Raw genomic sequence first — 13,878 nt, 5'->3', positions numbered from 1 at the left:
TCCCCAAAGGGGAGGCCTTTTGAATTCTAGTCCCGCAGCAGGTCGTTGATGCTGGTCTTCGACCGCGTCTGCGCGTCGACCGTCTTGACGATCACGGCGCAGTAGAGGCCCAAGCCGCTCTTCGGGTCGGGGCGGTTACCCGGGACCACGACGCTGTAGGGCGGAACCTTGCCGATGTGGACTTGGCCGGTCGCGCGGTCGATGATCTGGGTCGAGGCGCTGATGAACACGCCCATCGAGAGCACGCTGCCTTCACCCACGACCACGCCCTCGACGACTTCCGAGCGGGCGCCGATGAAGCAGTTGTCCTCGATGATGGTCGGGTTGGCCTGCAGGGGCTCCAGCACGCCGCCGATGCCGACGCCGCCCGACAGGTGGACGTTCTTGCCGATCTGGGCGCACGAGCCGACGGTCACCCAGGTGTCGACCATGGCGCCTTCGTCGACATAGCCGCCGATGTTCACGAACGACGGCATCAGGATGACGTTCTTGCCGATGTGGGCGCCGCGACGGACGATCGCGCCCGGGACCGCGCGGAAGCCGCCGGCCTCGAACTGCGGGGCGTCCCAGCCGTCGAACTTGTTGGCCACCTTGTCCCACCACGGACCGACGCCGCCGCCCAGCGTGCCGGCGCGCATGACGGTGTTGGGGTTCAGGCGGAACGACAGCAGCACGGCCTTCTTCAGCCACTGGTGGGTGATCCACTCGCCGTCGACCTTCTCCGAGACGCGGGCCTTGCCGCTGTCGAGCAGCAGCAGGGCTTCGTCGACGGCGGTGCGGACGGGGCCGGTGGTGGCGGCCGAGACGTCGGCGCGGGCTTCCCAGGCGGCTTCGATCTCGGTTTGCAGATCGGCGAGGCTCACGGAGGCGGTCATTGCGGGCTTCCTTGCAGGCGGGCCGAGTTCAGGAACTCAGGCAGGTCGTTAGTGCGGAAATGGACGTGTTCGGAGGTCGAGTCCTTGGCGTGGGCCCCGACCAGGATGGTGGTCATGCCCATGCGGGCGGCCGGGACCAGGTTCTTTTCGCTGTCCTCGAAGAAGGCGGTCATCGGCGGATCGATGGCGTGCAGCTTGCTGATCTTGTCGAAGGTGCTCAGCGAGGGCTTGGGGATGTAGTCCGCCGTCTCGATGGCGAAGACCTCGGAGAACAGGTCGCGCAGGTTCAGGTGAGCCAGCACCCGCTCGGCGTGGCCGACCGAGCCGTTGGTGAAGATGATCCGCCGGCCGGGCAGGCGGGCGATGGCCGCCCGCAGCTCAGGGCTGGGGATCAGCTTGTCCATCGAGACGTCGTGCACCTCGTCCAGGAACGCTTTCGGCTCCATGCCGTGGTGCTGCATCAGCCCCGACAGCGTGGTGCCGTGCTCGGTGAAGTACTTCTTCTGCAACGCCTTGGCTTCCTCGCGCGGGAGGCCGGTCATGCGCTCGACGAAGTCGGTCATCTTGACCTCGATCAGCCCCATGAACTCGCTTTCCAGCGGGTACAGGGTGTTGTCGAGGTCGAACAGCCAGGTGTCGACGTGGGTGAGGTCAGCGCTCATCGCGAGATGAGCGTGCCCGCGCCGTGTTCGCTGAACAGCTCGACCAGCATGGCGTGGGGACGGCGACCGTCCAGGATGACCACGGCTTCGACGCCGGACTCGATGGCGTGGATGGCGTTTTCCAGCTTGGGGATCATGCCGCCGTTGGCCACGCCGCTCTCGATCAGGCCGCGCGCGTCTTCGATGGTCATCTGGCGGATCAGTTCGCCGTTGCCGTCCAGCACGCCCTTGATGTCGGTCAGCATTAGCATCCGCTTGGCCTTCAGGGCGCCCGCGAGCGCGCCGGCCACGGTGTCGGCGTTGATGTTGAAGGTCTCGCCGCCGGCCGAGACGCCGATCGGCGCGATCACCGGGATGTAGTCGGTTTCCGACGCCAGCAGCGTCTGGATGATGTGCGGATCGACCTTGGTCGGCTCGCCCACGAAGCCCAGGTCGACGACCTGTTCGATATTGCTGTCCGGATCCTTGCGGGTGCGGGTCACCTTCTCGGCGGTGATCATCCGGGCGTCCTTGCCCGACAGGCCCACGCCGCGCACGTCGGCCTCGGCGCCGGCCAGGGTGATCCAGTTGGCGATTTCCTTGTTGATCGCGCCCGACAGGACCATCTCGGCGACTTCCATGGTCGCCTCATCCGTGACGCGCAGGCCGTCCACGAAGGTCGACTTGACGCCGGCCTTGTCCAGCATGCGGCTGATCTGCGGACCGCCGCCGTGCACCACCACCGGATGGACGCCCAGGAGCTTCAGCAGCACCGCGTCGGCGGCGAAGACCTTGGCCACGTCTTCCTGGCCCATGGCGTGGCCGCCGTATTTGATCACGACCGTTTCGCGGTCGTAGATCTGGATGTAGGGCAGGGCCTCGGCCAGGGTCTTGGCGGTGGCCCAGCCGGCTTCCTCGGCGGCGTCGTTCAAGGCGAAGTCCTCGAAGGGGGAGAATAACGGCGCCTCGATAGCGGACCCCGTCCCCCCTGTCATCCGAAAGGGACCCTAGGCCGCTTTGTCGAAGCGCCATTTCATCGCCAGCACCGCCCCCGACATCAGCAGGCAGGCGGTGTTGGAGGCGATGACCGGCCAAGCCTTGATCAGGAACCCGTAGCCGATCCAGCACGCAAAGCCCGTCACCGTGACGATGTAGGTGCGCAGCGAGACGGACGAGGCGTCCTTCTCCTTCCAGATCTTGAGGATCTGCGGGGCGAAGCTGGTGATCGACAGCAGGGCGGCGACCGTGCCGACCACGGCGACGGCCGGGCTCGCCACTAGGCGATCTTCGGCATGACGTCGATCAGACCCCAGAGCTCGGCATAGGCCGGCGCCAGGGTCAGGCCCACCGGCACGGGACCGGGCACGTGGCCCTCGGTCAGGCAGTAGGCCAGGTACGACAGGGCCGTGCGGACGCCGTGCTCGGAATAGGGCTTGCCGATCACGCCGCAGGCCCCGGCATAGTCGTCGGGCAGGCGCTTGACGTTGGCGGTCATGAACAGGGCCACGCCGCCGCAGTCGCTGGAAATCTTGCGGGCCACCTCGACCCCGGTCGGGCCGTCGCTGAGGTGGACGTCCACCAGGGCCAGGTCCGGATGCAGCTTCTCGGCCAGGTCGACGGCTTCACCCGAACTCATGGCGCAGCCGAGCGAGTGGCAACCCACCTCCTCGACAAGATGTTCGAGTTCGATCGCGAGGAGCATCTCGTCCTCCACGATCAACACGTCGAGCGCACGCCCGGTCATACTGAAACCTGTCCTTTTAGTGCGCCCCGTTCACGGGCAGCAGAACGACTATTCGCGTGCCAGGTTCCGCGTCGGTGGTCTCACTCTTGGCCTTAAGCTGCTGACAAAGCAGCTGAACAATGGTGAGGCCGAAGCCGGATGGCCTGGCGTCCTTGTCGAGTCCAACGCCGTCGTCGGCGATTTCGATCCGGAATTCGCCTTCCTGGCGACGAACGCCGACGAAGATCCGCCCGCCGCGACCTTCCGGGAAGCCGTGCCGTAGGGCGTTGGTCAGCAGCTCGTTGACCACCAGGGCGAACGGCGCGGCCTTGGCGGCGGGGATCTCGACCCGCTCCAGGTCCAGCTCGATGCGGACGTCGTCGCGCTGGGCCGAGCCCATCAGGTCGGCGACCATGTCGCGGATGAAGGCCGAGACATCGAAGCGCTCGACATCCTCGCTCTGGAACAGGCGGCGGTGGACGGTGGCGATGGCGTTGACCCGGCCCAGCATGCCGCGCAGCGAGGCCTTCAGCGCCGGATCGGTGACCCGGCGGTTCTGCAGCAGCAGCAGGCTGGAGATGAGCTGGAGGTTGTTCTTGACCCGGTGATCCACCTCGTGGAGCAGGGCGGTCTTCTGCTCCAGGGCCTCGGTCAGGGCGCGGGTGCGTTCCTCGATGATCGCCTCGAGGTCCTCGGGGCTACGGGCCGTAGCCTGCCCGACGTCGTGCGCCGTTTCCGAAATGTCGTCCATGCTTATGGCCAAGCTCCCACCACCCCGTGGACGCTCAACGTACCTGATCGTGTCGAGTTCCCAACACAAGCTGCGCCGGAAAAGCAAAACGGCGGAGACCCGATCGATGGGTCTCCGCCGTCGAGCGCGGCGCATAGGGGAGGAATCCTCGCCGCGCGGTTCCGGATTACCCGTCCGTGCTTCCCGGTACGGACGGGCCTTCTGGAGCCGACTACTTGGGTTGGTAGATGCGGTCGAACACGCCGCCGTCGTTGAAGTGCGTGGCCTGGGCCTTCTTCCAGCCGCCGAAGGTGTCGTCGATCGTCACCAGCGGGATCTTCTTGAAGCGGGCCGCGTACTTGGCCGCCACGTCGGCGTTGCGCGGGCGGTAGTAGTTCTTGGCGATCAGCTCCTGGGCCAGCGGGCTGTACAGGAAGTTCAGATAGCCCTCGGCGATGATGCGGGTCTTGTGGCGGTCGACGTTCTTGTCGACCACGGCGACCGGCGGCTCGGCCAGGATCGAGAGCGACGGATAGACGATGTCGAACTTGCCGGGCAGCTCGTCCTGGGCGAGGTAGGCCTCGTTCTCCCAGGCCAGCAGAACGTCGCCCAGGCCACGCTGGGTGAAGCTGGTGGTGGCGCCGCGGGCGCCGGTGTCCAGCACGGGCACGTGCTCGAACAGGGTCTTCACGAAGGCCTCGGCCTTGGCGGGGTTGCCGCCCGGCTGCTTCAGGGCCCAGGCCCAGGCGGCCAGATAGTTCCAGCGCGCGCCGCCAGAGGTCTTCGGGTTGGGCGTGATCACGTCGATGCCCGGCTTCACCAGGTCGCCCCAGTCCTTGATCTTCCAGGGGTTACCCTTGCGGACCAGGAACACGATGGTCGAGGTGTAGGGGGTCGAGTTCTGCGGCAGGCGCGACTGCCAGTTGGCCGGCAGCAGCTTGGCCTTGGCGGCGATTTCGTCGATGTCGTAGGCGAGGGCGAGCGTGACGACGTCGGCCTGCAGGCCGTCGATCACCGAGCGGGCCTGCTTGCCCGAACCGCCGTGGCTCTGGTTGATCACCAGGTCCTGGCCGACCTTGCCCTTCCAGTACTTGGCGTAGGCGGCGTTGATGTCCTTGTAGAGCTCGCGCGTCGGATCGTAGCTGACGTTGAGCAGGGTGACGGGCTTGCCTTGCGCGAAGGCTTGGCCGCCCGCCATCAGGGCCGCGGCGCCCGCGCCGGCGCCGGCCAGCAGGCCTCGGCGGGTCGGAGCTTGGGTGAAGTCGCTCATGGAGACGGTCCTTTCTGGAGGTCTTTTGGCCCTGATCATAAGGAACCGGCGCGACGGTTCTGATCGCCGCGCCGGCGGGTTCGAAATCAGAACGCGTACTGGCTGCGGAAGTTGATGACCTGGTAGTCCTGGCTGAGCGGGACAACGCCGCCGGCCGGATCCAGGCGATCGATCGAGACGTCGTAGTAGCTCAGCGAGAACTTGGTCACCGGGTTGGGGAACCAGTTGATGCCGACGGTGGCGATCTTCTGGTCGCCGCCCCGGACGCGGTCGGCGGCCAGGGTCGCGGTCTCGTGGTAGTTCAGGTCCGAGACCGAATAGCGCGCGGCCAGTTCCCAGGCGCCCCACTGACCCTTCTTCAGGTCGAAGGGGTTGGTGATCGCCGGGGCGTCGAACGCGAAGTTGTTGACGTTGTAGCGGCGGGCCTCGCCGGTCAGCACCCACGAGCCTTCGACGTACCAGGCCTTGAACTTCGGATTGGTGACGCCGGCGGCCGCGTTGCGGCGGTCGATGGCGATGTCGAAATACTCGCCCTGGATCAGGAAGTTGCTCTTCTGGGCGGCGGCCTCGAAGCCGAAGTGACGGGCGCTGGCCGCGTCGATCGCGCCGGTGGTGATCAGCTGTGTGCCGTCGACGCGCAGTTCGGCGCGGTCGCTGACGGTGACGCCATAGGCGCCGCCGACGGCCGTCTGGGCCGGGGTGACCACCTTGCTGGCGTTGGCGCCGACATGGACTAGCCAGTCATAGCCCTTGAGCGGCACGAAGGCGACGCGGCCGAGGTAGGCCAGTTGCTCGTCGAAGGTCTGGCCGTCGCCGGCTTTGGCGCCGGTGATCGCGCCCGAGACCAGCCAGCGCTCGCCCAGGGCCTGGCCCTGCACGGCGATGCGCTTGTCGGCGCCGGCCAGGCCACGGGCCAGTTCCGAACCCGACGGGCGCTCGGCGAACAGCGAGCCGTTGGTCGAGGCCGCGTCTTCCAGGCCCAGGTTCGGGGCGAAGGCGCCGACGCGGACCTTGAACGGGGCGTAGTTGTACTGGACCCACAGCTCCTGCAGCGTGCCCTGGCCATCGGTGCCGGCGCCGCCGAAGTCGAGCAGGACGTTGTATTCGAAATTCCGGTAGAACTTGCCGTCGATGCCGATGCGGGCGCGGCGGAAGTTGGTGCCGCTGTTCAGGTCGCGGGCGTTGCCCAGCACGGCCGGAAGGCCCTTGTCCTGATAGTACTGCGCGGCGTCCAGCTGCATCACGGCGTGGAGCGTGGCGCTGAAGGCCCCATCGCCCGAGGCGATGGTCGGCTTGCCGGCGGCGATGCTGACGGTGTTGGCGCTCTGGGCGGCGCGGACGTCCTTGAGGCTGGCGGCGGTCGCGGCCTTCAGGTCGGCGACCTGCTGGGCCAGGGTCGCCAGTTGGGCTTCCAGGGCGGCGATACGGGCTTCGGCCTCTTCGGGCGAACGCGGTGCGGCGTCCTGGGCGGAAGCGGCGCCGGCCGTAGCCAGCAGGGACGCGCCGGCGATCAACGCGACGCGGAACGCGGAACGGGTCTTGCTCATCATGTGTAGTCCCCTCTCGGCGCCGCATAACGGGCCGACCTGCCTGCAGAGCCAGGGAAGACGAATATCCCTAGCTCCGGAATCGAGATTTAGGAAAACCGGCCGTGAGTTTTTCTGGAGGCGCGGCAAAGTGTCGCGAAATACGCTGCGAATCTTCAGCGTAATCAGAAGCTTAAGCGGTAAACATTCCGTTCACGGAAAAAGCCGCCCTGGTTTCCCAGGACGGCTTTTAGAGGGTTTCGGACGATTTTGAGGGGGCGCTGAGCCCTTAGAACATCGCCCGGCCGGCGAGGCGCAGGTTGTAGCGCTTCTGCTTCTTGGTGGCTTCGACGCCGCCTTCGATGCCCAGATACGACATCGGCGTGCCGGCGCGCAGGGCGAAGCCGGCGGTCACCGCGCCGTCCTTGTCGTTCAGCGCCGCCAGGGTGAAGGGGTTGCCGCCCTTGAAGGCCGCGACCGTGTCGCCGACCGAGCCGGCCAGGGTCTGGCGGTAGCCGACCCGCACTTCAGGACGCCACCAGACGTTCTTGCCGAAGTCGGCGCCGAGCACGACGCCCACTTCGCCCGACAGGTTGCTGGAGGTGCGCTTGTTGACGGTCAGGTCGAAGCCGTCGCCGCCGCCGGTCTCGGCGCGCTTGCCTTCACGCAGCCAGACATAGTCCACGCGGCCTTCCGGACGGGCGAAGAAGCGGCCGAACTTCTGCTCGTAGGCCACGCCCGCGAAGGCGTTGGCCGTCAGGCCCTTCCAGTCGGCGTTGTTCTTCAGGATCAGGTCGGCCAGGCCGTCGGCGTTGTCGTCCGGCGAGATGAAGCGGCGATCGCCCTTGAAGAAGCCATAGCCCAGGCCGCCGCCGGCGTTCATGCGCAGGCCGCCGATCGAACGACGCCAGTAGGCGCCGGTCTGGATGAACGAGGCCGTGGTCTGCTCGCCGACCTTGGCGACGGTGTCGTGTTCCTCGACGCTGGTATAGGCCAGGGTCAGGCCCAGCGCGCCGCCGGCGTCGCCCATGGCTTCATAGCCGGCGACGAAGCCGAACGCCTGGGTGTCCGAACCCAGGGTCTGGCCGGTGTCGCGGCGGGTCAGCGAGGTGATTTCCTGCACCCAGATGCTGTCGGGGCCATAGCGGTCGCCCGGATCGGGGCGGAACATGGTGGCGGCCGAGATCTGCTGGTTGACCGATTGCAGGGCCGCGAACATGCCCTCGCCCTGGTCGGGCAGCATCTGGTCGTAGAGGTCGCGATAGGCGTCGCGCGTGGTCTGGTTCAGGAACGTGCCGGCCAGGGCCGAGTCCTTGCCCAGCGCCTGGTAGACCGCGTCATAGGCCGAGGTCTCGGCGCGGTTCAGGCCGATCTCGGCGGCGGTCTTCTGGCGTACGTCGATATAGACGTTGTTGGCGTCGGCGCGGCTGGTGGCCGCGTACATGAACGGCGCCTGGGCCAGCAGGCCCGAGCCGATCGTGCCGACATTGATGTTGTTGCCCTGGATCACCGTGAAGGTGGTGGGCTGCTTGACCAGGTTGGCCAGGCGGATGCCCAGCTCGGCGCCGGTGGCGATGTTGGTGGCGCCCGAGACGACCAGCTTGGTGTTCACGCCGGCGGCCGGGTCGGCCGAGAACAGGATCTTGCCCTTGTCGCCGACCGTCAGGCTGGTGACGTTGATGGTGTCGGTGTTGACGATGCCCAGGCTGCCGTTGGCGACGGCGATGTCCAGCTTGCCGTCGCTGTCGGTCAGCTTGCCCAGGGCCACGGCGCCGCCGTCGATCGACAGGCGGTCCTGGCCCGCGCCGAACGACATGGCGCCCACCAGGGTGCCGCTCCACAGGTTCAGCGTGTCGTTGCCGCCACCGAACAGCACGTCGCCGACCGTGACCGGCGCGACGGTGGTGGTCGTGGTGTCGGCGCTGGTGACCGTGTCGGTGCTGGGGAAGGTCGTGGTCGAGGTGTAGTCGGTCGGACCCTTCTGGGTGAAGGTCACGCCCGAATTGTTGGCCCGCAGGTCCAGGGCGATCGCCTGGCCGGTGGCGGTGGTCGTCGCCGTGGTGCCGTCGGCCTTGAAGCCGGGCGCCGTCAGCGTGGCGCGGATCGAGCCAGTGTTGGTGATGGTCTTCAGCGTGCCGGCCTGGTCGAGGATGACCACGGCGTCGCCGGTCTCGCCGGTGCGCGTGGCGACCAGGGCGCCGCTGTTGGTGATCGCGGTCGTGGTCGAGCCCGCGCCCAGCACCAGGGCCCGCGCGGTGGCGGTGACGCCCGAACTGGCGAACGAGGCCGCGCTGGCCGAGATCGAGCCGCGGTTCAGGATTTCGCCCACGCTGGCGCCGGCGTTCAGGATCAGGCCCGTGGAGTCGGCTTCGTAGGTGGTGACCGCGACCGTGCCGTCGTTGCGGACGCCGCCGACGATGGTGGTGGTCTTGCCGCCGCCCGCGCCGATCGAGACGCCGGTGGCGGTGACGCCGTTATAGACGCCGGCCGCCGCGATCGCGCCCTTGGCCACCAGGCCATAGGCCAGGTCGCCGGCGCCGACCGCGCCCAGGGTGACGTTCTGCGTCGCCGAGCCGATCTGCAGCGCCGGGGCCGAGCCGAAGACGCTGATGCTGGACGAGCCGGTGTTGCTGGAGGTGATCGTCGTGTTGACGGTGGTGCCGTCCGTGCCGACCTTGCTCGAATAGTTCGTGCCTTGCATCAGCACGCCGCCGGTCACGTCGCCGGCGATGCGGACGGCCGGGCCGCCCTGCAGCAGGTCGTCGGCGTCCAGCTTGCCCAGCGCGTCGACCGTGGTCGGGCGCGAGGTGTAGCGATAGCCGGTGGCGGTGGCGCTGCCTTGCAGGACCAGGGCGCCGTTGATGTTGGCGTCGATGGCCTGGGCGACCGAGCCCGCGCCCTGCACCGTGGTCGAGCCGCCCAGCGTCACCTTGCCGGTGACCGGGGCGGCGATGCGCACGCCGTAGCCGTTGTCGCCGGTGACGTTGATCGCGCCCAGGTGGGTGACGTTGCCGACCACCGGGCCTTCCAGCAGGATGCCGGCCGAGTTGTTGCCCTCGATCGTGATCGTGCCGGTGCCGTCGTTGATGATGTCGCCGGTGAAGGCGCCGGCGTTGGTCAGCCGGATGCCGTAGCGGTTGGACCCTTGGGCGAACGCGCCGTCCAGGTCGCCGTCCGAATCGGTGTCGGTCGGCGTGTAGTCCTCGTCCAGCGTGATCGCGAGCGAGTTGGTCAGCGAGCCCGTCTTGCCGCCGATGACCAGCACGCCGACGCTGTTGCTCTGGCCCGTGGCCTGCAGGGTGCCGGCGTTGACCACCTTGTTGTTGCTGTCCAGCGTGACGATCGCGCCCGGGGCGCCCGGCTTGATCGAGCCGTCGGCGGTGATCCGGACGTCATCGGCCGCCGAGCCCGTAGCCGTGCTGGTGGCGATCGGCGTCGTCCGCGCGGTGGTCACCGTGGTTTCCGCCGACACGGCGAAACCCATGGCCAGAAGAGGAGCGGCCGCGACCGTCGCGACCAGGACCTTGCGCTGCATTACGAACGACACCCCATAGAAACCGGCGCATTAATTCGAGTCACGATGCGGCGAAATTGCGGTGAGTCCCGCTCGTGACACGTACTAAGGCGCCAACCGTCTATCGCATGGCATGGCGGGGCGCCATATCTGGATCGACGAATCGCCTCTCGCTTGAATCGAAGAGTCTTCCCATGCCGCTGGCTCAGACGCCCCCGGACAGACATGACAGCGTCTCGCTACGCGTCTTCTGGCCCGTAATCGTGGGGCCAGCGGCCATATTGGGCCTGGCCGCCACCGGCGCGGCGGAGCTGGGTCCGGCCCTGCTGGCCGGCTTGGTCGCGGCCCTGGCCGGGTTCATGAGCCTGCGCCGGCTGGATCGGGCCATGACCTCGCCGATCTCGGGGACGGCCCAGGCCCTCGCCGCCGACGAGGACGCGCCGCCGTTCGCCGCGATCCTGGACCGCCTGCCCGATCCCTTGATGGTGATCGCGGCGGAAGAGGCCGACGACCTGACCGGCCGCCGCTTCCTGTTCGCCAACGCCGCCGCGCGCGAGCTGTTCAAGATCCAGGCCCAGGGCGGCCTGCTGGTCACCGCCGTGCGCAATCCGCGCGTGCTGGAGGCCGTGGACGAGGCCTTGTTCGGCGGCGTCCAAGGCGTGGCCGAGTTCGAGACCGGCGGGACGCAAGGCCGGGCCTGGCTGGCCTATGCCCGGCCGCTGCGCGAGACCGGCGGCCGTTCGCGCCTGGCCCTGCTGGCCCTGCGCGACGAGACCGACGCCCGCCGGAGCGAGCGCACCCGCGCCGACTTCCTGGCCAACGCCAGCCATGAGCTGCGTACGCCGCTGGCCTCGCTGTCGGGCTTCATCGAGACCCTGCGCGGCCACGCCAAGGACGATCCGGGCGCTCGCGACAAGTTCCTGGCCATCATGCTGGCCCAGGCCGAGCGGATGTCGCGCCTGATCGACGACCTGATGAGCCTGTCGCGGATCGAGCTGAACGAGCACATCGCGCCGCTGGGCCGGGTGGACCTGGCCATGGCCGCCGTCGACGTCATCGACGCCCTGGCCCCGCAGGCCCGCGAGAAGCAGGTGTCCTTCGACCCGGTCCTGCCGCCGCGCGGGGGCGCCGTGGTCGATGGCGACCGCGACCAGATCATCCAGGTGGTCCAGAACCTGATCGACAACGCCATCAAGTACACGCCCAAGGGCGGCACGGTGCGGATCGAGATCTTCCCCGGCCTGACCGCCGAGGCCGCCGCCGCCGCCCGCGATCCGGCCGCCTCGCGCATGTCGCTGCTGACCCCGGACCACGACACGGCCGAGCGCTACGCGGTGCTGCGGGTCACCGACCGGGGGCCGGGCCTGGCGCGCGAGCACCTGCCGCGCCTGACCGAACGCTTCTATCGCGTCGAGGGCCAGAAGAGCGGCGACCGCTCGGGCACGGGCCTGGGCCTGGCCATCGTCAAGCACATCATGAACCGCCACCGGGGCGGGCTGACGGTTGAGAGCGTCCAAGGCGAAGGCGCGACCTTCGGGGTCTACTTGCCGATGGCCAAGGCCGGGGCCGAAGTCGCTCCGGCCCCGCCCGTGGTCACGGAAGCCTAACCGGCCCGCCGCATCGGCGCCGCGCTCGCCGTGAAGCGTGCGTCGGTGGCGCTGGTCGAGAACCGCGAGACCAGCCGGGCCAGTTCGGCCGCCTCGGTCTGCAGGCTGGCGGAGGCCGCGTTGGCCTCCTCGACCATGGCGGCGTTGCGCTGGGTGACCTGATCCATCTGGTTGACCGCCGAATTGACCTCCGAGAGGCCTGTGGCCTGCTCGCGGGCCGACTGGGCGATCTCGGAGATCAGGCCGTCGATCTGGCCGACCCGGCCGACGATGGTCGACAGCGCCTCGCCGGTGTCGCCGACCAGCCGCACGCCGCGCGCCACCTGGGCGGTGCTGCTGGCGATCAGGGCCTTGATCTCCTTGGCCGCCTCGGCGGAGCGCTGGGCGAGAGCTCGCACTTCGGAGGCGACCACGGCGAAGCCGCGACCGGCCTCGCCCGCGCGGGCCGCCTCGACCCCGGCGTTCAGCGCCAGCAGGTTGGTCTGGAAGGCGATCTCGTCGATTACCCCGATGATGCTGGTGATCTTGGTCGAGCTGGCCTCGATCTCGCCCATGGCGGCCACGGCGTCGCTGACGATCTCGCCCGAGCGGGCGGCGTCGGCGCGGGCGGCGGTGGCGGTGGCCGAGGCCAGCTTGGCGCCCTCGGCGGCGCGGTTGACCGTGGCGGTGATCTCGTCGAGCGCCGCGGCGGTCTCTTCCAGGCTGGCGGCCTGCTGCTCGGTGCGGCGCGACAGGTCGTCGGAGGCCAGCGAGATCTCGTGGGCCCCGGCCCCGACGCCTTGCGTGGCGTGGGCCACGACGCCCAGCGCCTCGTCCAGCGACGCCATGGCGGTGTTGAAGTCGCCGCGCACCTTGTCGAACTGCGGGGCCACGGGGACGTCGATGCGATAGGTCAGGTCGTTGTTGGCCAGGTGCTCCAGGCCGGCGGCGATCTCACGCACGGCGTGGACGCGGCCGGTGACCACGGTGGCGAACTTCACGACCTTGGCGATGCGGCGCTTGTGGTCGAAGATCGGGTTGTACGAGGCCTGGATCCACACCTCGCGGCCGCCCTTGCCCATGCGCTTGAACTCGTCCGCCAGGAACTCGCCGCTGTTCAGGCGCTTCCAGAACTGCACGTAGTCGGGCGAGGCGGCATAGGTCGGCTCGACGAACATCCGGTGATGACGGCCCTGGATCTCGCTCAGCGAATAGCCGACGGCGGCCAGGAAGTTCTCGTTGGCGGTCAGGATCTCGCCGTCCGGCGTGAACTCGATCACGGCCTGGGCGCGGCTGATGGCTTCCATCTTGCCGTACTCTTCGGCCGCCTTGCGCTTCTGCTCGGTGATCACCGAGGCGACCTTGACGATGCGCACGACCTTGCCGCGCCCGTTGCGGATCGGGTTGTAGGAAGCCTGGATCCAGACCTCGGCCCCGCCGCGCCCCACGCGCAGATATTCCTTGGCGTCGAACTCGCCGCGACCGAGCTTGCGCCAGAAGGCGGCGTACTCCTCGCTGGCGGCGTAGGCCGGGTCGACGAACAGGCTGTGGTGCCGGCCGACGATCTCGTCGAGCCGATAGCCCATGGCGGCGCAGAAATTGGCGTTGGCCGAGAGGATCTTGCCGCTCGGGTCGAATTCGATCGTCGCCAACGACTTGTCGAGCGCGGCCAGGGTCTCCTGAGCGCGGGCTTGCGAACGCTTGAACATGACGCCGTCACGACTCCTTCTGAGTTGCGGTTGCGAGGCGGGACGACACTGACGGTTGCGGCCGTCAACAACTCCTGAACCGCCGGTATGCGGAATCCCCGGTCTGGGGGCGAGGGGCCGGAAGGCCTCGCACCGTTCGGGTCAAATATTTGAATGATCACGGGAAATGACTATTTCTGGTAGAGCTCGAAACCCGTGCGACATATCGTCCAGCAGGGTCCAGTGATCCTCGGTCGGACGCTCCGGTAGGGTTTGGGCCGGGCGCTGTCGTCAAACTGTCATATAACCGTCGCATAAGCACAGC

General features: G+C 68.2%; 10 protein-coding genes and 1 pseudogene. 1 reads left to right on the top strand and 10 read right to left on the bottom strand.

Annotated elements, in window-relative coordinates; translation table 11 throughout:
- Positions 1 to 26 precede the first annotated feature (26 nt).
- From dapD to AC07NI_RS11965, 9 genes and pseudogenes are all read right to left on the bottom strand, one after another.
- Positions 27 to 875, bottom strand: coding sequence for a 2,3,4,5-tetrahydropyridine-2,6-dicarboxylate N-succinyltransferase (dapD, locus tag AC07NI_RS12005; protein ID WP_494619051.1), 849 nt, complete (start codon positions 873 to 875; stop codon positions 27 to 29).
- The gene (locus AC07NI_RS12000; RefSeq protein ID WP_494619048.1) at positions 872 to 1,537 is read right to left on the bottom strand and encodes a pyrimidine 5'-nucleotidase; all 666 of its coding nucleotides are present in this window, start codon (positions 1,535 to 1,537) and stop codon (positions 872 to 874) included. The genes dapD and AC07NI_RS12000 overlap by 4 nt, the downstream gene beginning before the upstream one ends.
- Complete coding sequence (gene argB / locus AC07NI_RS11995; protein WP_494619045.1) at positions 1,534 to 2,448, bottom strand: acetylglutamate kinase; 915 nt, start codon at positions 2,446 to 2,448, stop codon at positions 1,534 to 1,536. The genes AC07NI_RS12000 and argB overlap by 4 nt, the downstream gene beginning before the upstream one ends.
- 75 nt (positions 2,449 to 2,523) lie before the next feature.
- Positions 2,524 to 2,793: a SemiSWEET family sugar transporter gene (locus AC07NI_RS11990; RefSeq protein ID WP_494619040.1), complete on the bottom strand. Its 270-nt coding sequence runs from the start codon at positions 2,791 to 2,793 to the stop codon at positions 2,524 to 2,526.
- Positions 2,793 to 3,260 (bottom strand): response regulator, encoded by a 468-nt coding sequence (locus tag AC07NI_RS11985; RefSeq protein WP_494619039.1) that lies wholly within the window; start codon positions 3,258 to 3,260, stop codon positions 2,793 to 2,795. Before AC07NI_RS11985 ends, AC07NI_RS11990 begins: the two co-directional genes overlap by 1 nt.
- A 16-nt stretch (positions 3,261 to 3,276) precedes the next feature.
- A pseudogene (gene lovK / locus AC07NI_RS11980) lies at positions 3,277 to 3,918 on the bottom strand (photosensory histidine protein kinase LovK); the annotation flags it as partial.
- A gap of 283 nt (positions 3,919 to 4,201) precedes the next feature.
- The gene (locus AC07NI_RS11975) at positions 4,202 to 5,239 is read right to left on the bottom strand and encodes a sulfate ABC transporter substrate-binding protein (RefSeq protein ID WP_494619036.1); all 1,038 of its coding nucleotides are present in this window, start codon (positions 5,237 to 5,239) and stop codon (positions 4,202 to 4,204) included.
- Between the two features lie 86 nt (positions 5,240 to 5,325).
- The gene (locus AC07NI_RS11970; RefSeq protein WP_494619034.1) at positions 5,326 to 6,789 is read right to left on the bottom strand and encodes an OprO/OprP family phosphate-selective porin; all 1,464 of its coding nucleotides are present in this window, start codon (positions 6,787 to 6,789) and stop codon (positions 5,326 to 5,328) included.
- 265 nt (positions 6,790 to 7,054) lie between these two features.
- A complete protein-coding gene (locus tag AC07NI_RS11965; protein WP_494619032.1) occupies positions 7,055 to 10,312 on the bottom strand; it encodes an autotransporter outer membrane beta-barrel domain-containing protein in 3,258 nt (1,085 codons plus the stop codon).
- Positions 10,313 to 10,473: 161 nt separating this feature from the next.
- Here AC07NI_RS11965 and AC07NI_RS11960 point away from each other — a divergent pair, with 161 nt between their 5' ends.
- On the top strand, positions 10,474 to 11,886 hold the full coding sequence (locus tag AC07NI_RS11960; protein ID WP_494619030.1) for a sensor histidine kinase: 1,413 nt from the start codon (positions 10,474 to 10,476) through the stop codon (positions 11,884 to 11,886).
- Here AC07NI_RS11960 and AC07NI_RS11955 read toward each other — a convergent pair.
- Positions 11,883 to 13,574 (bottom strand): methyl-accepting chemotaxis protein, encoded by a 1,692-nt coding sequence (locus AC07NI_RS11955; protein WP_494619026.1) that lies wholly within the window; start codon positions 13,572 to 13,574, stop codon positions 11,883 to 11,885. The genes AC07NI_RS11960 and AC07NI_RS11955 overlap by 4 nt on opposite strands.
- Positions 13,575 to 13,878 lie beyond the last annotated feature (304 nt).

The organism is Caulobacter sp. GW821-FHT10E02, assembly GCF_059415225.1.
This window is presented reverse-complemented; position numbering and strand designations above follow the sequence as displayed.